Origin of the sequence: Ureibacillus chungkukjangi (genome assembly GCF_003217295.1) — a bacterium.
GTDB lineage: Bacteria > Bacillota > Bacilli > Bacillales_A > Planococcaceae > Ureibacillus > Ureibacillus chungkukjangi.
Genome location: NZ_QJTJ01000005.1, coordinates 58,828 through 80,634 on the forward strand (window position 1 = coordinate 58,828; position 21,807 = coordinate 80,634).

Below are 21,807 nucleotides of genomic sequence, written 5' to 3' on the forward strand. Positions count from 1 at the left end.
AATGAAAAAAAAAGAGAGTGTGTTAGGGAATAATACATTAAAGTACGAAATTAAAGCGAATTTTTTAACAAAGTGTGGAGTGCTTCATATTATAAATCATTAAGAGTGGATACATGTGGTATGCAGGAAGCTATTTAGCTGTATTAAGCGTGGGTATATTAATAAGTCAAAGACAAAAGATTATGGCTTATTGTTCCTTAAGGGTCTCTTTTAGCTCAAGTTTTTCATATTTATATAAATAGAATGGTGATTTTCTCATTCTAACAGTATGAAATTTTCAGCATATACTATTTCCAAGGGTGATGGAGAATGATAAAAGTTGGATATGATGCGGGACATGGTTATAATACGCCTGGTAAACGTACGCCAGATGGGGAAAGAGAATGGTCTTTTAATGACAAAGTAGCTCGTGCCTTTGCTAATGAATTAGCCCTGTATAAAGGAGTTATGACAAGAAGATTCGACGACCCTACTGGTCAAAGAGACGTCCCTTTAAATGAGAGAACAAATGGGGCAAATAATTGGGCAGCCAATTATTATATTTCCTTTCACCATAATGCTCTTGGAGGGCGATGGGGAAATCATACAGGCATTGAAACCTTCGTTTATACAACTCCGCAGCCTCGCAGTGTTGAATTAGCCGAAGCGATTCATCCGGCTGTGGTTAAAGCTTATGGTCTTAGTGATCGAGGCATTAAACGAGGGAATCTTCACATAGTTCGCGAAACAGCAATGCCAGCAATCTTAATCGAGGGTGGCTTTATGGATAGTTTGGTTGATATAACTAAGCTTCGTAATGATACAGTTCTTGCCAATGCAGGAAGGGCTGTCGCTCAAAGCTTTGCGAGGTTTGCTGGGTTATCTAGAGTAACAAGTCCAGAGGAGGAGTTAACTATGGCACAGTACGAGGAATTAAAACGATTAATCGAAGCTCAGGCTAATAGAATACAGGTTTTAGAAGCAATGGCTGGAGTTAGAGAACGTGCAGTTGCACCTGATCATAGAGTGGCATGGGAATGGGCTATAGATCAAGGCTTAGTTAATGGCTCTAATCCGAATAGACCATTAACTCGTGAGCAATTTGCTACAATCGAATATAGAAAAGCAACTCAAGGAATGTAATAGATAAAAAGATACAAAGATCAGCGCAATTTGTGTTGGTCTTTTTTATTTGTGCATGTAATTTCGTTTAAAACACATAATTAATATATTCTTTTAAAATAGGTGGTTACATGAAAAGTAAAATAATTAGTTATTTATTCATATTTGTCATTCTATTGGCAGTTGCTGGCGTTTCGATTTCAATGACCCCAACTAAAAACTTAGATGAAGTAGATATACACACATCTAATAAGCCAGTCATCTTGCTCACAGTAGATTCTCTTATGAGTGAGCCACTACAGAAGATTATTGAGGAAGGTGATGCTCCAGCCTTATCTTTTTTAATGAATAATGGTCATTATCTATCGGATGTTATAAGCTCTTATCCAACGATGTCTGTGACAATTGATAGCACAATCCTAACAGGAACCTATGCAGATCAACATAATGTCCCAGGGTTAATTTGGTTCAACAATGAGGGAAATCAAATGATCAGCTATGGAAGTGGGATGCGGGAAATATGGCATAATGGTGTGAAAAACGTAGTCAGGGATAGTATTATCAATTTGAATAATGAACATTTGAACCCAAAAATTAAAACGATTTACGAAGAGCTTGCGGACTCAGATATAAAAGCTGCATCTATAAATGGTTTAATTTTTAGAGGAGATACAACCCACCATTTGAATGTTCCCAGAATGCTATCATTCGTGAACCTCCTTCCAAAGAATATTGAGGTAGATGGACCGCAGCTTTTTTCTCTAGGGGCTTTATCACAATATAATTCGGCTAATGATAAGCATAAATTTATATGGAACCGTATGGGTCTTAATAATAATTTTACCGTAAGCGAATTAAAGTATCTAATAGAACAAAATAAATTGCCTCCCTTTACTCTTGCATATCTACCAGATCTCGATATGAAGGTGCATAAAAATGGACCAGAAGAGCTAAAGGCAATAAAGGACGTAGATCTTTCCATTCAAGAGCTTCTAAATCAATTTCCATCATGGGAAGAGGCGGTTAAAGAAGTAGTATGGGTTGTAATGGGCGATAGTGCACAATCGCTTGTTGAGAAGGACAAGAAAGAGGGACTAATTGATTTAAACGAATTACTGAATGATTTTTCATTTTGGAATAAGAAAAATCCAGAAGGGCAGTTAGCTATCGCAATAAATGAACGTATGGCCTATATTAACCTAATAGATGAGAATATGGATATTGACTCAATAATCGAGATACTAAAAGAGGACAAGCGAATTGGCTTTATTTCATGGGCTGATAATAATGGCAATTATGTTGCTAGTCCTGAAAAGGAAACCGTTCTATCGTTTTCAACAAAGGGAGACCAAAAAGATTTATTTAATCAAAACTGGCATCTAGAAGGTGATCTATCAATTTTGGATATTTCAATTTCAGAGGATGAAACTATTCAATATAGTAGCTATCCAGATGCCCTAGCGAGACTAAATGGAGCGCTGCATTCCCATGAGGGGCGATTTATAATAGTAGATGCCAAGCCTTCCTATGAATTTATTGAAGAGCATAGTCGTGATCATGCAGGGGGAGGGGCACACGGCTCGCTTCATGAGGTTGACTCAATTGTACCCCTAATAATTGCCGGAAGTGATGTGAAACCGAAATACAATCGCCTAGTTGATTTTAAAAATTGGTTAATAGAAATTGTTGGTCCATCAATATAAGTTTGGTGGGCTTTTCTTTTTCATATTTTTAAATTTTTATAATTGAATAATTGTGGTAATGGATTTTCATACTACTCTTTGATGGATGAGAACAGATAAATTTTTATCCTGATTACTAAGGAGAATGGCTAGAAGCTTTTGTAGGACAAGTTTTCTAGTAAGAATAAAATTTGGAGGTATATGAAATTGACTAAAGAACCGATTACAGTGGCTGCGATTATAAACGGTGAGAAAATACACACAGAAAAGAAAATACAGCGAGAAAATCCAACCCATCCAAATGAAATTGTAGGTTACGCGCCAAATAATACAAGAGAAGAAACAATTCAAGCTATTGATGCAGCTTTTAATGCTTTTAAAACTTGGGCATGGACTGATGTGGATGATCGTATTAATAGAATGAGAACGGCTATTCAAAAAATCAAGGATGCAACTCCTGAAATTGCTGAATTATTATCCCGTGAGCACGGTAAAGCACTTTACGATTCTCAGGGTGAAATCGCCATTTCTCTTATGTGGATGGAGTTTGCCTGTGATCATGTTAAAAAAGTGACAGCACCGGAAACGATGGAGCATGAAAATGGCAAGACAATAATAACGCATGATCCAATCGGAGTAGTTTCTGCAATCACCCCCTGGAACTACCCACTATCCCTTTCTACTATCAAAATTGCACCTGCTTTGTTAACTGGGAATACGATGGTTTTAAAGCCAAGCCCATTAGCACCTTTAGCGGTAAGTCGAGTTACAGAAATTATTGCTGATGAGTTTCCTCCTGGTGTGTTAAATCTTGTAAATGGAGATGCCGAAGTTGGTGTGGAGTTAACTTCAAATGAAAAGGTAGCAAAAATCGCCTTTACAGGTGGAACAAAGACTGCTAAGCATATTATGAAAGCTGCATCTGATACTATTAAGAAAATGACATTAGAGCTTGGTGGTAATGATGCAGCAATCGTCTTAGAGGATTTTGATGTAAACGATGAACGCGCTTTAAGAAGAATGGTCATTTCAAACTTTTTAACAGCCGGACAAATTTGTATGATTGCTAAACGAGTATATGTTCATCGTTCGATTTATGATGCTTTTGTAGAGAAATATATCGAAGCAGCCAATAAGTGGATACGAGTAGGGGACCCGTTTAACCCGGATGTTACTGTTGGTCCTGTTAATAATAAGAACCAAGTAGACTATGTGAAGAGCCTAATTGAAGATGCAAAAAGCAAAGGGGCAAAGGTTATTCCATTAGGTACAATTTTAAATCCAGAATTGATGGAAAACGGTTACTTCCTGCAACCGACTCTAGTATTAGATGCGGACTATCAGGATCCAATTGTAGTGGAGGAGCAATTCGGCCCTACTGTACCAATCCTACCATTTGACGATGAAGAGCAAGTAATTGAACTGCACAACGAAAGCATTTATGGTTTAACGAGCTCTGTTTGGGGGGAACAGGAGCATGCGATTAGTGTAGCCCGCCGTATTGAAGCAGGAACAACAATGATTAACACAGCTGCTGTTCAAGGGCTAGATGTTCGTTTCCCATTTGGTGGAGTTAAACAGTCAGGGGTTGGACGTGAATATGGTGAAGATGGTATTAAATCCTACACTGAAACACACGTCATTAACTTACCAAACAACTTAGAATTGCCGTATATTCCAGAATAAACATATCAAAGCATCTGTAAATTTTTGTAGATGCCTTTTAATATTAAGCGGAAAAGGGTGAGGAGAAAGTACAAGGAACGCTTTGCTACATTGTGGAGCTTAGAGTTATGTTGGAATGTCGTAAACGAGTGCGGATTGCTACAGTGTGGAGTGAGAATTCAGTTATATCGTAGCAATGGTGAATGGATTGCTACAGTGTGGAGTGAAAATTGAGTTGTATCGTAGCAATCATGGATATATTGCTACCATCCGAAGTGAGAATTCAGTTATATCGTAGCAATCAGGAATGTTTTGCTACCATGCGGAGTGAGAATTGAGTTGTATCGTAGCAATCAGGCTAGCTTTGCTACCATGCGGAGTGAGAATTGAGTTGTATCGTAGCAATCATGGATATATTGCTACCATCCGAAGTGAGAATTCAGTTATATCGTAGCAATCAGTCAAGCTTTGCTACCGTGCGGAGCGAGAATCCAGTTGTATCGTAGCAATCAGGCAAGCTTTGCTACCATGCGGAGCGAGAATTCAGTTGTATCGTAGCAATCAGGAATGTTTTGCTACCATGTGGAGTGAAAATTTAGTTGTATCGTAGCAATCAAACAAGCTTTGCTACCATGCGGAGTGATATTCTACTCGAGTCGTCGCTATCTCATCACAAGCATTAATATCATCCCTTCAATTGAATATATATTCAGTATAAAATAGTATATTTCCCTTAAATTCACACAGAATAAGTAATAGTTATTAAAATTTTATTTGTTTTGTAGCTCACCTGTGTTTCGAAAGGAAGTTGGATTTTTGAACCTGTTTCGAGGCGATGCGCATAAAATTTATTGTCATCTAAAAAAGAATTCCGCTAGTATAGCTAGTTCAAAGTATTTAAAGGAAATGAAGGAAGTACGAGATTTTTATCAATCCATTACGAGTGACATATTAAAGCTAATATTTTATCGGCTGATTAAGGAGAAAAATGGGTCGGGCATGATCCCGGTATATGTTTCTTCGATTCCATTTTTATTTCTTATCTTTTCTAATAGCTTACAAAAACATTTATTTGCGCAGGGGAGCAAGTATTGGTTAATTTTTATTGTGATTTATCTTGGGGGGATTACCTTCAGTTTATTCTTGCATTTTCGAGAGAAGGCTTGGGCTGCATCTCATATTGAAATCATTCAGGATATATTAACCGAACGTAAAGATAATTAGAGCCTTTCTCTTAAAGAGAAAGGCTCCATTTTTTATTGAATCGCTTTTTGTAAAGTTGCAAAGTAGGGAGCTTGTCCGATGCGGAAGTAAGTGAGTAAATAGCCATCAAGAGCAATAACCTGTCCGTTTTGGAAGGCATTATAATCAATCGTAAATGGAATGATAAGTGAATGTTTAAAGAATTCCTTTTCACTTAAGTCTAATTGAGCAAATTCTTCACCTGCAAGAGATGGTGTTTCTTTTAATAAGCTATAGATTTCTTTTTGTACGTCACGAGAAACGCGCTCGTCCCACCAAAGCTTTCGAGGCTGGAATTGCTGTCTTGAAAGATAGTCAAGCTGCATCAGGCTTCGTACAATTTTCAAGTTAACATTAGGCTGAGTAGCTAAAAATTCCTCCAAACGTTTAAATAAATCCTCAAGCTGATGTCCGATTCGAGACCAGCCCTTATGCTCCCAGTAAGTTCCGAAGTTTTGGAAGAAATCAAATGGTGTTTCAAACACTTCCGTTACCAGATATTCAATCGTATTATCCATGCGATGGTCATTCCAATATTTCTCTAGTACATCTTCTGCGTGCTTGATGCGAATAATTTCATCAAATGTCAGGACATTGTTTGAAAAGATCTCGTATGGTGCCAAATCCACATATGTGTAGCCGTATTGCTCAGCCTGTACGCGAAGCCCTGTTCCGCGCAATAGCTTTAAGAAGCCAAGCTGAAGTTCCTCTGGGCGCATTGCAAACACATCATTAAAGGTTTGTCTGAAGCTATCATAATCTTCTTCTGGAAGACCAGCGATCAAATCAAGATGCTGATCGATTTTACCGCCTTCTTTTACCATTGTTACAGTACGTTTCAGCTTTTCGAAGTTTTGACGACGTTTTACTAATTCATTTGTTAAATCATTAGTAGATTGTACCCCGATTTCAAAGCGGAACAGGCCATGGGGAGCGTTGTCATTCAAGAATTGAATTACTTCTGGGCGCATAATATCAGCTGTAATCTCAAATTGGAACACAACACCTGGTTTATGCTCATCAATTAAAAATTGGAACATTTCCATTGCATAGCTACGGCTAATATTAAAAGTACGATCGACAAATTTAATCGTTTTTGCGCCATTGTCCATTAAATAACGAATTTCTTCTTTGATTTTATCTCGGTTAAAGTAACGAACGCCGACTTCGATAGAGGAAAGACAGAATTGACATGAAAATGGACACCCACGACTTGTTTCGATATATTGAATTCGCTTTCCTAAAGAGGCACGATCCTCCTCAAAACGATAAGGGCTTGGAAGCTCACGTAAATCGACCTTCTTTGGCTGAGCATGGATTTTCATCTTGCCATCCAGTAAATAACAAATCCCTGGTACATCTTCTAATGGTACCTCTCCATTAATATGCTGCAGTAATATTTTGAAGGAAAGCTCACCTTCACCCATTACAATATAATCTACTTCAGGAATTCTTCGTAACCAATCGTGAACATCATAAGAAACTTCAGGACCCCCTAAAATGATTTTCGTATTTGGCGAAACTGTTTTGAGCATTCGGATGACACCGATTGTTTCTTCAATGTTCCATATATAGCAACTGAATCCAACAACATCTGGTTTATGCTGATATAAATCAGAAACAATATTAAATGCGGGATCTTTAATTGTATATTCAATAATTTTTGGGTCAAATTCAGGCTGCGCAGAACCTTTTAAATAACGTAACGCCAAGTTCGTATGTATATATTTGGCGTTCAATGTTGTAAGAACTATCTTCATGAATGAATCTCCTTTTTTGACACTTATCAAGATATAACTATACGATTTTTAATGGGTAACGTCTAGGGATTATGTATTTTCAGGAGGGAAGGGGGAGTATCTCCAAAAAAATAATGCTGCATTTTATGAGCTATTTGCTTGAATAATTGATTAGTTGTAATACAATTGACTAGTCAACTATTGTTTGGTCATTGGTTAGGAGGGAAGTAATGCAACAATCATGCGAGGAGATAAAACATATTTTTTTAATGCTTAAAAATATTGATAGACAAGTCACCCAAAACTTTGAAAAGCGAACTGGGATTAGTTTGACTAGATATGAAATGTTGCACACATTACTAACTAAAGGACAGCTTTCTCAAATTGAGTTGCAGCAATTCTTAAAGATTGACCAAGCTGCAATTACGAGGCACTTAAAAATACTTGAAGAGAAGAGTTTTGTAATTCGTACTCGGAATAAGCAAAATAACCGTGAAGTGATAGTACAAATCACGGATACTGGTAAAAGTGTATTGGGGGACTGTGATTTAGATAGAAAGCAATTTTTTGATGAAATGTTTAACAATTTTACCGATCAAGACATAAAGCATCTTCAACTATTAGTTAGAAAACTTAAGGATAACACTGAACTAAAATTTATATAAAAGAACACTGAAAGAGGTTTGAAAAATGACAACTACACTAAAAACAATTGAACAATTAATGCATGAAAGAAACTCTGTTCGTAAATATAAAGAGGGTGTTGTTATTCCACATGAAAAACTACATACTCTATTACAAAATGCAATATCAGCGCCTTCATCGAGCAACATGCAACCTTGGCGATTTATAGTTATTGAAGATCAACAGGTAAAAAAAGAATTACGTGAAATCGCAAATAATCAGGAGCAAGTTGAGACTTCTTCAGCAATTATTGCAGTGCTGGGAGATCTTGAAATGTACAAAAAAGCAGAACAAATTTATGATGCAAATTTTGAGCATGGTTTTATGTCAAGAGAAATTGCGGATTTAATGATTAAAAATTCACTGGCGTTATATGGAGGCTTACCTGAAGAGGTATTATCAAGACTTATTCATTTTGATACTGGCCTGGTATCCATGCAAATTATGTTGTTAGCTAAAGATATGGGATATGATACAGTACCAATGGGTGGTTTTGACAAAGTTAAATTTGCAGAGAAGTTTAACTTACCTAAAAATGAAATTCCGATTTTGTTAATCGCAATTGGCGAGGCTGATGCTCCTGCATATGGGTCATCACGTTTACCTCTCGAACAAATAATAAGATACATATAGGAATCTCATCTATAAAATCTAATATTATTTATTACAGAGCCACAATCCATTACCAAATGGATTTGTGGCTTTTGTTATTCATTTATTTACTATTTAAAGGTTGAAAAGCAACAACTTACATATGACTCACGATATGTGTAGTTAATTATCAATTTTAAGTTTATGTTACATTACAATTTTTGGAATTCTTCTAAAAATGCTGAATATATATGAGGTAGAGAGGGGGATTTTCTATCACAAAGAAAATACTTTTGTTTTGTGACCCTGGAATTGACGATTCCTTGGCAATTATGTATGCAATACTTGATCCGGAAATTGAATTGGTTGGAATTGTTGCAAGTTATGGAAATGTCACAAAGGATCAAGCTACAGCGAATGCTGCCTATTTGCTAGAATTGGCGGGCAGAAGTGATATTCCTGTTATTCCGGGTGCATCGATGCCTGTTACAGAAGAAGAAACTGTATTTTACCCTGAAATTCATGGGCAAGAGGGTATAGGACCGATTCAACCACCTGAAAATTTTCAATATCGGATTTATCCATTTGATATGATTCGTCACATTATAGAAAAATATAAAGATGAAGTAATAATTGTCGATACCGGTCGTTCCACAACACTTGCTACTGCCTTTATTCTATTTCCGGAATATATAGAAATGGTAAATTCCTTTTATGTTATGGGTGGTGCATTTTTTGTGCCGGGGAATGCAACAGCACTCGCAGAAGCAAACTTTTACGGGGATCCTACTTCATCCAATTTTGTGTTGAAGTATGCTCATAATCTTACTATTACTCCTTTAAATGTAACGCAGCAAGCAGTACTTACAGAAGAAATGGTACGTGCCATTTCCAATAACGATAAAAATATGTATGCCAATTTATTAGAGCCTATATTCCAATATTATTTTGATTTTTATAAGAAATCTGTGCCAGGAATTCAAGGTGCTCCAATCCATGATTTACTAACTGTTATGGTTGTAAAGAATCCTAGTATTGTTGAGTACATATATTATGACGCAACAGTAATCGAAGCAACAGAGGCAAAGGGAATGTCTTATATCGATTATCGACCAACAGCGGAAAAAGGAAAGACTAGGATAGCAGTTAAGCTTCATTATGAGGCATTTATAGAAGAGCTGAGAAAGGTTATGGTGCAGGATTAATAGCCGCTTTTAAGCTTAGATTGAAAATAAGGAGCAAACCAGTTGACTTCAACTATGTTTGCTCCTTATTTGAAATAAGATTGTTCTGATCGAATAAACTTAAAAACACTTCTACAAGCTCTGGATCAAATTGCTTTCCTTTGTTTTTTCGTATTTCATTGATCGCATATTCCAAATCAAGCTCGTCTCTATATACACGTTTCGTAGTCATTGCATCAAAACTATCAGCTATAGCTACTATCCGAGCAAAAAGGGGGATTTGTTTGCCCTTTAATCCCATTGGATATCCATTTCCATCGTATCTTTCGTGATGGTATAAAACGATATCTAATACACCGTTTTTATGAAAATTAACTATATGCTTAATCATATTGTGTCCAAGTATTGGATGGTTTTTAATGATTTCATATTCTTCATCTGTCAATTTATCTTGCTTAGTCAATATATTTTCTGGTATTCCTATTTTTCCAATATCGTGAAGCAAGGCACCTTTACGAATAATCTCGCAACTCAAATTTGGCAAATTCAATTTCCTTGCGATTTGAACAGAGTATTTTGCAACGTTTTCAGAATGATGCAGAGTGTAGTGGTCTCTGGAATCTAATGCATTGGCGAGCGCGATTGTTAACTCTAAGTTATCCTCCTCCACCTTTTGTACATATTTCATTAAACCGGTTGATATGAGCATTATTATTAAATAGGTAAGAAAATGAATAAGAAAAACCCCAAAGGTAGATGTAGAATCTGTTATCAAAAAAAACCTGCAAGTTACTATGATAAATGTAAGCAATATTAAAAACCAAAGAGGCTTATCATAGAAGCCAATACCTAAAAATATCACAGAAAATATATATAATATGTAGAAATTACTTCCTCCATGAATAATAATGCTGTTTAAAATTACAGCAAGAGAAAATACAAAATAAAAACAATATCGAAAATAGAGAGGGTTATATAAATGACTACTAAAAAAATTTTTTTTACTCATAAATCCTCCATCAAAGCTATAACTTTAAACCAACCTAAGCTAATTATGTCCCAACTCATTTAATACTATGTACCAGGTACACAAACAATTTAGGAACAATTCTGAATATTCACATTTGTTTGTGTACCTGGCACACAAACAGCACACAAACATTTTTGACTAATTAGTGGATAAAATGTGACGAAATTGTTAATAAAATGTGGCTAAATTGTGAAGGAGGTTGTATACTATATATAAATAGTCCAAGAAGGAGTGATTTTCAATGTTCAATTTATACACAAAACTTTCTGGGATGCTTGTGGCTCTAGGTATAATTCTTGTTATTGCTAGCTTTTATATAAACTTCTCAATATGGTACGGAATTGAAATCGCAAAATGTGGTGGAGCATTATTTATCATGTTCTTATTTTTACAATTACTGTCTGAACATGAATCAGAAAAATCTAATCGAAGTATAGCTAAATAGAAGAAAAATTATCAAAAGAATCGCTATAAAAGCATACCGATATTAGGCATGGTCATTCAGAAATAAGAATGACTCATGCCTCTTTTCATTTTCAGCCAAATACCACCAAAAGATTTATTTCCAAATACTGGATAAATAGTATAATGAGGATATTAATAAAAAGGGGCTTACTATGTATAGGTTTATTTCACTATTATTGGCTTTTATTTTCGTCATTACAGGCTGCGAAAACAATTCTATATCTATGGTATCGGGGGAGACCGAGGAGCAAGAAGCACAGCTAGAATCTGAACAATCACCAAATCCACAAGAAACGGAAATTATTGAAGAACCACAAACACCTGTAAAGCTTTTCGAATTATCTGGAGCTGAGGATTTGGCATACAGCAATTTTCAAAAGAATTTTGACTTATCCCATTTAAAGCAGTTAGAGCCACTATCAATTGCAAAGATCTATGTTCAGGCTGGAATCGATGAAAAGTACAATCTGCAATATGCTCTATACACTGATAGAGAAGAGCTTATTTCATGGAGCAAAGAAGAAGATGAGGCCATTCCAAAAGCTGATAGAGGAACGAAGGAGCAGCAACTGAAAACCTTTAACAACATTGACAATGGAAATTTCATTCAAACGAGTGAGTACGAAGGCTATATCGAGTATAATCCAAATCCTAAAGAGGGAAATGGTAAATCAGGATTTCAATTAGTCATGAATAAAGATGGGATATGGCAAGTGAGCTTTATGCCAATACAATAAATGATACGAAAACAAAGAAAAAGCAAGAGCAGCCTGTTATGAGGTGCTCTTGCTTTTTTAATTACAGTATTACATATCCCAAAGAAGAATTAGCAGCGTACCAAATACGGTAACGAGTGCAATTACTACAGCATAAAGGATATTTGTATAGATGGCTTTTCCATCCTTAGACTCTCCAGCATGCATGAATACAACAATTTGTAGAAAGGCTTGGATAAAGGCCGTTGCTAATAAAATCGTCATACCAACTGTGAAGGTCATATCAGTAAAGTAAACTAATAATGCAATAGCAGTTAAGACTAATGATGCAACAAAGCCTATAACCTGTTTTGCAGGGAATAATTCTTTCATATTACATCATTCCTTTCAGATAGATGAAGCTGAAGATAAAGATCCAAACAACATCTAAGAAATGCCAGTAAAGAGAGAAAATAAATGATTTATTTGCTGTTTCTGGTGTTAAACCACGTTTTTTAACTTGAAGAATAATAAATGTTCCCCAGAATAAACCTAAAGTAACGTGAGCACCATGTGTTCCTAAAGTTGTTAAAAGTGCTGCAGTGAAGGCACTTGTTTGATAAGTTGCACCAATATGGTAGTAATGCATAAATTCATAAATCTCTACGCCCAAGAAGCAAAGACCAAGGAGTAGGGTAATTGTAAAGAATGTTAGCATTGCATTTTTGCGACCAAGTCTCATTGCATGAATACCAAGTCCGATTGTAAAACTACTTGTTAATAAAACAAGTGTTTCAATTAGAACAGGCGTGATTTCAAAAATTTCAGCAGGAGCTGGGCCAGAACCAGTACGGCCTTCAAGCGTGAAGTATGCTGTGAACAGGGTAGCAAACAGCATAATTTCAGCACCTAAGAAAATCCAGAATCCTAATATATTTAACTGATTTTGTTGAGTACTATACTCAAGAGGCTGCGAATTATCGATATGCATTATTTTGCACCTCCAAGTTTTTCTTCAGTTTCAATGATTTCCTTCACCGAAATATGGCGTCCATGATCTTTCTCGAAGGAACGCATTGCCATACAAATGAAGATACCGATAAGTGAAATCACTGCTGGAACCCATAATGCGAAGATGAATGAGAATCCGGCAACGAAGAAGATCATACCCATAACGAATGGAATTCCACTATTATTAGGCATATGAATTTCTTCTATTTCACCCTTAAACAATTCGTGACCATTTTTCTTTGAGTCCCAGAATGTTTCACTTGAACTGATTTGAGGTGTTCGAGCAAAGTTGTATTCTGGAACTGGAGTGTGAGTAGCCCATTCTAAAGAGCGAGCATCCCATGGGTCACTACCGATATCTCTTGACGAGTTTTTAAAGCTATAGTAAATGTTATACACTATTGTCACAAATCCGATTGCCATTAAAGCAGCACCAGCGAATGACAGCATATTTAATGCACCAAAGCCAGTTGCTTCAGAGTAAGTGTACATACGACGTGCTTGACCGTCTAAACCTGTGATATACATAGGGAAGAAGGCAAGTACGAAACCAACTGTTAATAACCAGAACGTAACTTTACCGATTTTTTCATTTAAAATGAATCCAAAGAATTTTGGCCAGTAGAAAGTTAAACCTGCTAGCATAGCGAATACTACACCAGGAATAATTGTATTATGGAAATGGGCTACTAAGAACATTGTATTATGATATTGATAGTCAGCCGCTGACATCGCTAGCATTACACCTGTAACCCCACCAATAGTAAATAATGGAATAAAGGCTACTGAGTATAGCATAGGGACTGTAAAGCGAATTTTCCCTTTCCACATTGTAAATAACCAGTTAAAGATTTTAACCCCTGTCGGAACAGCAATCGCCATTGTAGTAATAGAGAATATGCTGTTTGTTAATGCGCCTTGACCCATCGTGAAGAAATGGTGAGTCCAAACTAAGAACGACAGAAGTGAAATCAGTACCATTGACCAAACCATAGATGAATAGCCATATAGGTTACGTTTTGAGAAGGTTGAGATGATTTCACTGTAAAGACCAAATGCCGGTAAGATTAAGATATAAACCTCAGGATGTCCCCAAATCCAGAAGAAGTTGGCCCAAAGCATATCCATACCACCGTTATCTGTAGTAAAGAAATTTGTTGCAAATAAGCGATCTGTTGTCCCCATTAATAGTGCAACTGTTAATACAGGGAATGCGAAAACGATAATTACGTTAGCAATAAATGCCGACCAAGTAAACATTGGCATTTTCATTAGTGTCATACCAGGTGCACGCATTTTTAAAATCGTAGTACACATGTTAATACCAGTCATTAAAGACCCAATCCCTGAAATTTGGATCGCTAGCATATAATAATTCGTCCCTACAGATTCACTAAAATCGTTACCTGCAAGAGGGAAGTAGGAAGTCCAACCAGCGTCTGGTGAACCACCAATGACGAATGAGATATTAAATAACATTGCTCCGGCAAAGAATAACCAGAAGCTTAAAGCGTTTAAGCGTGGGAATGCAACATCTCGTGCACCGATTTGTAATGGTACGATTAGGTTCATAAATGCAAAGATAAATGGCATAGCCATAAAGATAATCATAACAACACCATGAGTTGTGAAAATTTCGTTATAGTGTTGTGCATCTAATAATTTCATATCCGGTGCAGACAGCTGAGCACGCATCATAATGGCATCAGCACCACCGCGGAATAACATAAGTAGGGCAGAGACTAAGTACATAATCCCGATTTTTTTATGGTCAACAGTTGTTAACCATTCGCGCCATAAATAGCCCCATTTTTTGAAATATGTTAAGCCTGCAAGAATACCAATACTAACTAAAGCAATGGCAACCATTGAGGCATAGATCGCTGGACTTGGATGAGGTATGGCAAATCGTTCTAAGAATTCCATCCTTTTTTCTCCTTTCAAGCTAAAATACTAGTCTTTGAAACTCATCTTTAGCTTTTCAAATTAATGACCGCTGTGGTCTGTTTCATCTTCAGTGTGATCTTCGTGATTTGTATGTTCATGACTTTCATTATTGTCTTCATCAGAAACTTCGTTATGTGCGTGTTCTGGAGCTGGACTAAATTCTAAATGAGTACCCGTAAAGGTCATTTGTCCAAGGTGACCTGGTTCTATTAATTTTTCAAATTCACTTTCAGTAATTGGTTTGGCAGTTTCGTGCACTTCCTTAACCCAATCATCGAAATCTGCTTGAGGCATTGCTGTTACGTTGAACGTATTTTCAGCGAAGCCTTTACCACTAAAGTTCGCATTTCGTCCCATAAATTCTCCAGCAGCATCTGCAGCTAAATGTAAAGTAGTTACCATGTCAGACATTGCATATTTCTGTCCACCAAGCTGTGGAATCCAGAAGCTTGTGATTGGACCGTGAGAATAAAGCTTGAATTCTAACGGACGATCTGTCGGAATATATAGGTAGTTTACTGTTTCAATACCTTCTTCTGGATAACTAAAGTGCCATTTCCAGTCAGAAGAGGAAGCATAGATTACTAAAGGTTCTTGATTTTCATAACCTTCTGGTGCTGATTCAACGATATAATTACTTTTTACAGAGACAAATGATAAATAAGCTACTATTAAAATTGGTACACCTACACAAACAATTTCAACCCATTTATTGCCGTGGATATGTGGTGGTTCGTAATCGTCAGGCAGTTTTGATTCACGATACTTAAATAGAATAAATGTTAAGATGACCATGACAACGATTACTATTACAGACATGATGCCGATTGATAACATAATATCATTCGCTTGTCTTTGGGCTTGTGGACCTTTTGGATCTAAAACTAAAAGTGGTTCACAACCAGCTAATATAAAGACAAATGCCATCATTGACGTTAATAATGTCCATTTTTTTCTCATAAAGATATTCACCTTCCCTTATTAGTCAAAAGAAAATCACCTGTTGACTTCCTCCAACACTATAACTCTATTTTAAGCATTGGAATAGTAAAAACATCGAGAAAAAAGGGAATTCACAAAAGGTTCACCATCTATTCAAAAGTTATTCACATAAAGTTCACGTTTTATCAATATGTAGTGATATTTGTAAGAAAATGGAATGAAAACGCGTTCATTTTCCTTTATTTGTATTAAATGAGGAGGTTTGAGTTGAATTAATTAAGGAGATATTATATCTAAATAAAAAGATCTCTATAAAAAGAGATCTTTTGGTAAGGGTTAATCGTTAATCTTATTATCTTGGTATTCAATTTTCTTTAAAGCTTTTTCAAAATTTTGCTCCTGTGAAATTTCTTCACGGTTATTGATTTTCTTTGGTTTTTTCATTTTTCTAAATGTATTACGTTGCCATTTTGACATTTCTTCACCTCCCCTATGTATTTTGCGCTTATTTCAAATTGTAATTCCTCAGCAAGTTAAACAATAAAAATGAATTTTGTTACAGATTTTCTTTAATTTTTAATTGATTAGCCCTTCCAATTCACTTTACACAGCATTAACTAGTAAAGAGAAGGAGGGCTGAGAATGGGTTTGGACTGGAATTCCAATAAAGATACAAATGATGATCGTGGGAACAATCGGATAGAAAGTGAAGTGATTTTTGAGAGGAATTCGCTCATCATCGGTCAAAATTTTTGTGTGAATGCCACGATAGGTGGAGAGCAAAAGCTGATTATAGAAGAAGATTCAATAACTGAAAATAATCAAGAGGATACAACCATTGATGATTCCTCTAATTTTTTTCCTGAAACTGACACGGTAGAGGAACCTCCAAAAAATCAAGATTACACACTCATATATGCAGCCCCAGCATCACCCATGCGTGCGCCACTTCTTATAACAGTAATAGCGCGTAATTTGTCTGACAATGATGTCTTAATAAGTATGGAAGATGATGATGAGGTGCTAGTCGAAGAAATTGTTCCTGCCAATTCAGAATTAGCATTAACTGCTCAAAATGCATTATTTATAAGAGCGCTAGCACTTGAAGAAAGTCATGTGCAATTTTTTATTAGTGTTTATCATCCAACAAATCCATATTAATCTAACAGTTTGTTTTATTTGATTTTTCATATTAGTCAGCTCACCAATAATCTCAGGACTTACATCTAAAAGCCGAGAATATATCTTCTACATATTTAGAAGGTTGCAAAAGAAAATTATCAGAATTCCTAATATAAACTTTTATAGGGCAAGTTAATATATAGTAAAAAGGTTGGTAAAAAATCCAACCTTTTAATTTTTCAATTGGAAAATATAAAAAAGGCAATCGCCCATGACGAATGCCTAAAGATAATTATTGATTAGTTACTTTCATAATTTCTACATAGAATTTAATCGCATTAATATAGTTTTCACTACTTATGTGTTCATTGGTGCCATGCATTCTGTTTAAATCTTCAGATGTAATTTGAACTGGCAAGAAGCGGTAGGTATTGTCAGAGATAATATCATAATGCTTAGCGTCTGAACCAGCGAACATTAAATATGGTGCAATGATGGCATCATTATAGACATTTCGTGCTGCTTGTTGAATTGCTTTAAATTGAGGACCGTCTGTTGATGATACACTAGAACTTTCTGAACCAGTGACTGTAACTGTAATCCCATCATCATCTATAGTTTTAACAATAAATTCTTTCACATCCTCTAACGAATCTCCTGGCATTAATCGTAAATTTATTATTGCGGTTGCTTCTTCAGGCAACGCATTATATTGTTCACCAGCATGGAAGATAGTAGGGGCGATGGTTGTACGAATTAGTGCTGCTGTAGCTGGCTCCTTAAGCAAAATCTGCTCAATTATGGACTTGAATATAATTTTATTTGAAAAGACATATTTCATGCCAAAGCTCATTTCTGGTGCAACAAATTCAAATAAGTCATTGCCGGGACCTCGTAATTTCCCTTCAAATTGAGTTTCTTCTAGTGCTGCAATAGCGCTTGCAATACGCCCGATATTTGTTCGATCTTTAGGCTGGGAGGAATGTCCACCACTACCTTTTATCGTCAATTCAGCAGTAGCAGAGCCTTTTTCAGATATTCCAACAACCCCAACTGGTTGGTCAACTCCCGGCACCATATTTTCAACTATAGCACCGCCTTCATCTAGAACAAAGTCAAATTGTATTCCTCGTTGTTTTAGACTATCTGCAATGGCTTTTGCTCCTAGCTCGCCACCGATTTCTTCATCAAACCCAAACATAAAATAGATATCTCTCGAAGGTGTAAAGCCTTCTTTAAGTAAGTATTCAGCGGCCTCTAATATTCCGATAACACCGATTTTATCATCTAACGTTCCACGCCCCCAGATTAACCCGTCTTGTACGGCTCCACTAAATGGGTCTTTTTCCCAATTACCTTCTGTTCCACTAAGGACTGGTACGACATCATAATGGCTGGTTAGACCAATGGGTTTAGTATTAGGGTTTGTGCCTTCCCATTTGTATACAAGAGCGTAATCATTGATGGTCTCTAACTCTAGATTTTCGTGAACGGTTGGATAACTATCCATTAAAAAAGAGATGAATTTGTCAAACTCCTGTAAATCAAATTTTTCACGTTCTTGATAGGAAATAGTTTTATACGTAAGCGCTTTCGAAAACTTCTCTATAGCTGCATTTTCATCAAGTTCCACGGAGCTAGGAACAATAGGTGGTTGTTTTGAGGCTGTTAAAAATGTATTCGTTAATGTAAAACCGATAAATACAACTAATAGTGCAAGCAGGATAAATAGAAATTTCTTAAATTTCATGACTAATTTCTCCATTCAAAAGTATTAAATTAATATTCTATTAATTATACGATTAATCCTGCAAATATATGAGATATGACCAAAAGATAAGTAATCATCAAAGAGGATACCTAGCTGACATTACCATCTTTGGTAGGAACTTTTTTATGATTAAATCCAGAAAAATAATAATTAGTTTCTTAATGAAAACGCTTTATTTTTTTCGCATAAGTGATTTGAAATTTACATACCGTGTTGTAACTGAGTATTCCGAAAAATTGTGAACATTGTTTAACAATTTTCTACTCAAATAATTTGACTTTAAGGAGATGGATTTGAATGGATTTTACATTAACAGATGAGCAAAAAATGATTCAAAAAACAGTTCGTGACTTTGTAAATAAAGAACTTAAACCATTAGAGCAAGAGGTATTAAAAAACGAAAGAGAAGGTAGACCTGGAATCTCACGTGAAAAGGTAAAGGAATTACGAGAAAAAGCAAAAGAGATTGGCTTCTGGGGCATCAATACACCTGAGGAATATGGTGGTGCGAATTTAGGTCCGATTATGTCGGTATTAATAGCTATGGAGTTAGGTAGAACTTTTGTGCCGTTTAACTTTGGTGGTACAGCTGACAACATTCTATATTTATGTAACGAAGAACAAAAAAAGAAATATTTATTACCTACCATCAATGGGGAAAGACGTTCATGCTTTGCATTAACTGAACCAGGTGCAGGATCTGATGCTAGAAGTATTACAATGCAGGCTGTAAAAGATGGGGATCATTGGGTTTTAAATGGAGAAAAGGTATTTATAACAAACGGAAATGAAGCAGATTTTGCGATGGTTTTTGCTGTTACTGATAAAGAAAAGGGTGCAAACGGCGGTGTAACTTGCTTCTTAGTTGATAGAGAAATGGGCTGGACATCTGAATATATTTATACAATGGGTGAATGGGGCCCAGCTACTCTTGTATTTGATAATGTACGTGTTCCAGAAGAAAATATTTTAGGCGAAATAGGGCAAGGGTTTAACCTGGGGATGCAATGGATTGGTCAAGGGCGATATATGATTCCAGCTGGGGCAATTGGTGCATCAGAGAGATTATTACAAATGGCCATCGATTATTCAAAAACTCGTGTTACTTTCGGGAAGCCGATTGCTGAACGTCAAGCAGTACAATGGATGATTGCAGATTCAGCTGTTGAAATTGAAGCAGCAAAATGGATTGTCTTTAGAGCTGCATGGATGGCTGAAAATGGAATGGATGCACGTCATCAGTCTTCAATGGCCAAATTAAATGGTGCAATTATGGCAAACGAGGTTGTCGATCGTGTTCTTCAAATTCATGGTGGAATGGGTTATACGAAGGAATTACCAATCGAACGTTGGTATAGAGAGCTTAGACTGTATCGAATCTTTGAAGGTACTGATGAAATTCAACGTCGAACAATTGCACGTAACCTATTAAAAGGGCATGCAAAAGTGGGAGAGTTATTATAAAAAAACAAGAATTGCAAAGAACTCGTTATCAACATACTATCTGGTCAGTTATTATACCCTAATAATACTAACCGGTTAGTTATACTAAGTATTCTTGAATGAATATACCGTAAGACAAAAAGTTCTTCCATATTTTTGAGTTATTTAGTGCTTGTATTAAGGGGCATGCACTAAATAAAAGTGACAAAAACGGAAGAATGCTTCATCTTCCGTTTCTGTTCTACCATAGTGAAAGAAGATGAGAAGTTATGATGGATAGGAAGGCATTCTTTTTACTAGGATTCATAATGTTTTTGACGATGACAGGTTATGGAATAGTGCTTCCTACTTTACCTTTTTTAGCAGATGATTTAAACCTAACTTCAGTCCAAATGTCATCATTGATCATTATCTGGGCTATTGCACAGCTGATAACTGCACCAATTTGGGGACGTTTGGCAGATAAGATAGGAAGAAAACCCGTATTAATAATGGGTGTTTTTGGCTTTGGAATCGCCTTTTTACTATTAATTTTTGCTCAAAATTATTGGCAATTGCTGTTAGTAAGGCTAATTGGTGCCGCGATTTCATCAGGTGCACACCCTGCCGCTTTTTCAATGGTGGCAGATCAAACTAAAAAAGAGTATAGGAATCAGGCTATTGCTAAAATGGGTGCTGTAAATGGGCTCGGTTTCCTTTGTGGTCCGGCTATTGGGGGACTCTTTTCTCCGCTTGGTGTAGTGGTACCATTTATGATTGCTGGAGTGTTGGCATTAATCACACTTCCATTTGCACATTTCTATATCCAAGATACAAAAATTAGTAATGATGAAAAGGAAAGCGACGGTGAGGATTCTACTTCAACAGAGGATATAACTTTTTGGCAATCGCTTTTAATGGTAACTAAAGCTGGATATTGGAATCACTATACGATTATTTTGGGTTTATCGATCGCTGCTTCTAGTTTCTTTGGTTTACTTGGGTATTTTATGATTGAACGCTTCGATGCTACTCCAATATTTGTAAGTTTAGCCTTTAGTGCGCAGGCAGGTACATCTGTTATCGTGCAATTCTTTCTACTTAAGAAATGCTACGATCTTTGGGATGAAGAAACCATTACAAAATTCGGCTTAGTCATTGCAACAATCGGTTATTGCTTTATCAGTTTTGCGCCATTTATATGGGTTGCCCTAATAGGGTGTATCTTCACCGGTTTTGGTCAGTCATTAGTTCGTCCAACAACAATCGCGTTGCTATCAAAACGAAATGAGATGGGGCAAGGCATTACGATGGGACTCCAACATTCTATGGATAGCTTAGGAAGAATATTAGGTCCGCTTTGGGGGGGATGGGTATTTGTATTCCTGGCATCAGCTCCATTTATAACTTCCGCAATTATTACAGCTCTTCTTCTTGGAATAACATTTCTTTCTGCTTCACAACGAAGAATTCATATTCCCTTACCATTTAAAAGACACTAGTAACTCATATTA

At 36.2% G+C, this 21,807-nt stretch carries 20 protein-coding genes; 12 read left to right on the top strand and 8 right to left on the bottom strand.

Going from position 1 to position 21,807, the window contains the following annotated elements; genetic code table 11:
- Positions 1-309: 309 nt before the first annotated feature.
- From BJ095_RS05795 to BJ095_RS05810, 4 genes are all read left to right on the top strand, one after another.
- Positions 310-1,122 (top strand): N-acetylmuramoyl-L-alanine amidase, encoded by an 813-nt coding sequence (locus BJ095_RS05795; RefSeq protein ID WP_107933259.1) that lies wholly within the window; start codon positions 310-312, stop codon positions 1,120-1,122.
- Between the two features lie 110 nt (positions 1,123-1,232).
- On the top strand, positions 1,233-2,804 hold the full coding sequence (locus tag BJ095_RS05800; RefSeq protein WP_107933261.1) for an alkaline phosphatase family protein: 1,572 nt from the start codon (positions 1,233-1,235) through the stop codon (positions 2,802-2,804).
- A 180-nt stretch (positions 2,805-2,984) separates the two neighbouring features.
- Complete coding sequence (locus tag BJ095_RS05805; RefSeq protein ID WP_107933263.1) at positions 2,985-4,469, top strand: aldehyde dehydrogenase family protein; 1,485 nt, start codon at positions 2,985-2,987, stop codon at positions 4,467-4,469.
- Positions 4,470-5,354: 885 nt separating this feature from the next.
- Positions 5,355-5,672, top strand: a complete 318-nt coding sequence (locus tag BJ095_RS05810; protein WP_235867584.1) for a hypothetical protein — start codon at positions 5,355-5,357, stop codon at positions 5,670-5,672.
- 32 nt (positions 5,673-5,704) lie between these two features.
- On the opposite strand, the gene BJ095_RS05815 is transcribed toward BJ095_RS05810, so the two are convergent.
- Positions 5,705-7,450 (bottom strand): B12-binding domain-containing radical SAM protein, encoded by a 1,746-nt coding sequence (locus BJ095_RS05815; RefSeq protein WP_107933267.1) that lies wholly within the window; start codon positions 7,448-7,450, stop codon positions 5,705-5,707.
- Positions 7,451-7,659: 209 nt separating this feature from the next.
- Between BJ095_RS05815 and BJ095_RS05820 the strand changes: the two genes are divergently transcribed.
- The 3 genes from BJ095_RS05820 (at position 7,660) to BJ095_RS05830 (ending at position 9,909) form a co-directional block, all read left to right on the top strand.
- Complete coding sequence (locus BJ095_RS05820) at positions 7,660-8,094, top strand: MarR family winged helix-turn-helix transcriptional regulator (RefSeq protein WP_202973771.1); 435 nt, start codon at positions 7,660-7,662, stop codon at positions 8,092-8,094.
- Between the two features lie 25 nt (positions 8,095-8,119).
- Positions 8,120-8,746, top strand: a complete 627-nt coding sequence (locus BJ095_RS05825; protein ID WP_107933269.1) for a nitroreductase family protein — start codon at positions 8,120-8,122, stop codon at positions 8,744-8,746.
- 233 nt (positions 8,747-8,979) lie between these two features.
- Positions 8,980-9,909, top strand: a complete 930-nt coding sequence (locus tag BJ095_RS05830; RefSeq protein ID WP_107933271.1) for a nucleoside hydrolase — start codon at positions 8,980-8,982, stop codon at positions 9,907-9,909.
- 52 nt (positions 9,910-9,961) lie between these two features.
- Here BJ095_RS05830 and BJ095_RS05835 read toward each other — a convergent pair whose 3' ends face one another.
- A complete protein-coding gene (locus BJ095_RS05835; protein WP_235867585.1) occupies positions 9,962-10,576 on the bottom strand; it encodes an HD-GYP domain-containing protein in 615 nt (204 codons plus the stop codon).
- A gap of 583 nt (positions 10,577-11,159) precedes the next feature.
- On the opposite strand from BJ095_RS05835, the gene BJ095_RS05840 reads away from it, so the two are divergent.
- Positions 11,160-11,363: a hypothetical protein gene (locus tag BJ095_RS05840; RefSeq protein ID WP_107933275.1), complete on the top strand. Its 204-nt coding sequence runs from the start codon at positions 11,160-11,162 to the stop codon at positions 11,361-11,363.
- A gap of 196 nt (positions 11,364-11,559) precedes the next feature.
- Entirely contained in the window at positions 11,560-12,120 is a 561-nt protein-coding gene (locus tag BJ095_RS05845) for an RNA polymerase subunit sigma (RefSeq protein WP_235867586.1), read from the top strand.
- A 69-nt stretch (positions 12,121-12,189) separates the two neighbouring features.
- Here the strand turns inward: BJ095_RS05845 and qoxD are convergent, their stop codons facing one another.
- The 5 genes from qoxD to BJ095_RS18980 all read right to left on the bottom strand — a co-directional run bounded on the left by qoxD (position 12,190) and on the right by BJ095_RS18980 (position 16,455).
- Complete coding sequence (gene qoxD / locus BJ095_RS05850; RefSeq protein WP_107933277.1) at positions 12,190-12,471, bottom strand: cytochrome aa3 quinol oxidase subunit IV; 282 nt, start codon at positions 12,469-12,471, stop codon at positions 12,190-12,192.
- 1 nt (position 12,472) lies between these two features.
- The gene (gene qoxC, locus BJ095_RS05855) at positions 12,473-13,069 is read right to left on the bottom strand and encodes a cytochrome aa3 quinol oxidase subunit III (RefSeq protein ID WP_107933279.1); all 597 of its coding nucleotides are present in this window, start codon (positions 13,067-13,069) and stop codon (positions 12,473-12,475) included.
- Positions 13,069-15,015, bottom strand: a complete 1,947-nt coding sequence (qoxB, locus tag BJ095_RS05860; RefSeq protein WP_107933281.1) for a cytochrome aa3 quinol oxidase subunit I — start codon at positions 15,013-15,015, stop codon at positions 13,069-13,071. Before qoxB ends, qoxC begins: the two co-directional genes overlap by 1 nt.
- A gap of 60 nt (positions 15,016-15,075) precedes the next feature.
- Positions 15,076-15,996, bottom strand: a complete 921-nt coding sequence (qoxA, locus tag BJ095_RS05865; protein WP_107933283.1) for a cytochrome aa3 quinol oxidase subunit II — start codon at positions 15,994-15,996, stop codon at positions 15,076-15,078.
- A gap of 318 nt (positions 15,997-16,314) precedes the next feature.
- A complete protein-coding gene (locus BJ095_RS18980) occupies positions 16,315-16,455 on the bottom strand; it encodes a hypothetical protein (RefSeq protein WP_181417970.1) in 141 nt (46 codons plus the stop codon).
- A gap of 165 nt (positions 16,456-16,620) precedes the next feature.
- Here BJ095_RS18980 and BJ095_RS05870 point away from each other — a divergent pair, with 165 nt between their 5' ends.
- Positions 16,621-17,139: a hypothetical protein gene (locus BJ095_RS05870; RefSeq protein WP_107933285.1), complete on the top strand. Its 519-nt coding sequence runs from the start codon at positions 16,621-16,623 to the stop codon at positions 17,137-17,139.
- 253 nt (positions 17,140-17,392) lie between these two features.
- Here the strand turns inward: BJ095_RS05870 and BJ095_RS05875 are convergent, their stop codons facing one another.
- Positions 17,393-18,850 carry a M20 family peptidase gene (locus BJ095_RS05875; RefSeq protein WP_181417971.1) on the bottom strand — a complete coding sequence of 486 codons (1,458 nt, stop codon included), beginning with the start codon at positions 18,848-18,850 and terminating at the stop codon, positions 17,393-17,395.
- A gap of 318 nt (positions 18,851-19,168) precedes the next feature.
- Between BJ095_RS05875 and BJ095_RS05880 the strand changes: the two genes are divergently transcribed.
- Both BJ095_RS05880 and BJ095_RS05885 read left to right on the top strand, forming a co-directional pair.
- Complete coding sequence (locus BJ095_RS05880; RefSeq protein ID WP_107933288.1) at positions 19,169-20,335, top strand: acyl-CoA dehydrogenase family protein; 1,167 nt, start codon at positions 19,169-19,171, stop codon at positions 20,333-20,335.
- A gap of 299 nt (positions 20,336-20,634) precedes the next feature.
- The gene (locus BJ095_RS05885) at positions 20,635-21,795 is read left to right on the top strand and encodes an MFS transporter (RefSeq protein WP_235867587.1); all 1,161 of its coding nucleotides are present in this window, start codon (positions 20,635-20,637) and stop codon (positions 21,793-21,795) included.
- Positions 21,796-21,807 lie beyond the last annotated feature (12 nt).

What these genes read in the sequence shown, in the direction of transcription:
- qoxB (WP_107933281.1), bottom strand. Translation starts at nt 15,015, where the DNA reads ATGGAATTCTTAGAACGATTTGCCATACCTCATCCAAGTCCAGCGATC.
- BJ095_RS05810 (WP_235867584.1), top strand. Translation starts at nt 5,355, where the DNA reads ATGAAGGAAGTACGAGATTTTTATCAATCCATTACGAGTGACATATTA.
- BJ095_RS05875 (WP_181417971.1), bottom strand. Translation starts at nt 18,850, where the DNA reads ATGAAATTTAAGAAATTTCTATTTATCCTGCTTGCACTATTAGTTGTA.
- BJ095_RS05800 (WP_107933261.1), top strand. Translation starts at nt 1,233, where the DNA reads ATGAAAAGTAAAATAATTAGTTATTTATTCATATTTGTCATTCTATTG.
- BJ095_RS05805 (WP_107933263.1), top strand. Translation starts at nt 2,985, where the DNA reads ATGAAATTGACTAAAGAACCGATTACAGTGGCTGCGATTATAAACGGT.
- BJ095_RS05885 (WP_235867587.1), top strand. Translation starts at nt 20,635, where the DNA reads ATGACAGGTTATGGAATAGTGCTTCCTACTTTACCTTTTTTAGCAGAT.
- BJ095_RS05820 (WP_202973771.1), top strand. Translation starts at nt 7,660, where the DNA reads ATGCAACAATCATGCGAGGAGATAAAACATATTTTTTTAATGCTTAAA.
- BJ095_RS05815 (WP_107933267.1), bottom strand. Translation starts at nt 7,450, where the DNA reads ATGAAGATAGTTCTTACAACATTGAACGCCAAATATATACATACGAAC.
- qoxA (WP_107933283.1), bottom strand. Translation starts at nt 15,996, where the DNA reads ATGAGAAAAAAATGGACATTATTAACGTCAATGATGGCATTTGTCTTT.
- BJ095_RS05870 (WP_107933285.1), top strand. Translation starts at nt 16,621, where the DNA reads ATGGGTTTGGACTGGAATTCCAATAAAGATACAAATGATGATCGTGGG.
- qoxC (WP_107933279.1), bottom strand. Translation starts at nt 13,069, where the DNA reads ATGCATATCGATAATTCGCAGCCTCTTGAGTATAGTACTCAACAAAAT.
- BJ095_RS18980 (WP_181417970.1), bottom strand. Translation starts at nt 16,455, where the DNA reads ATGTCAAAATGGCAACGTAATACATTTAGAAAAATGAAAAAACCAAAG.
- BJ095_RS05880 (WP_107933288.1), top strand. Translation starts at nt 19,169, where the DNA reads ATGGATTTTACATTAACAGATGAGCAAAAAATGATTCAAAAAACAGTT.
- qoxD (WP_107933277.1), bottom strand. Translation starts at nt 12,471, where the DNA reads ATGAAAGAATTATTCCCTGCAAAACAGGTTATAGGCTTTGTTGCATCA.
- BJ095_RS05795 (WP_107933259.1), top strand. Translation starts at nt 310, where the DNA reads ATGATAAAAGTTGGATATGATGCGGGACATGGTTATAATACGCCTGGT.
- BJ095_RS05835 (WP_235867585.1), bottom strand. Translation starts at nt 10,576, where the DNA reads ATGAAATATGTACAAAAGGTGGAGGAGGATAACTTAGAGTTAACAATC.
- BJ095_RS05825 (WP_107933269.1), top strand. Translation starts at nt 8,120, where the DNA reads ATGACAACTACACTAAAAACAATTGAACAATTAATGCATGAAAGAAAC.
- BJ095_RS05840 (WP_107933275.1), top strand. Translation starts at nt 11,160, where the DNA reads ATGTTCAATTTATACACAAAACTTTCTGGGATGCTTGTGGCTCTAGGT.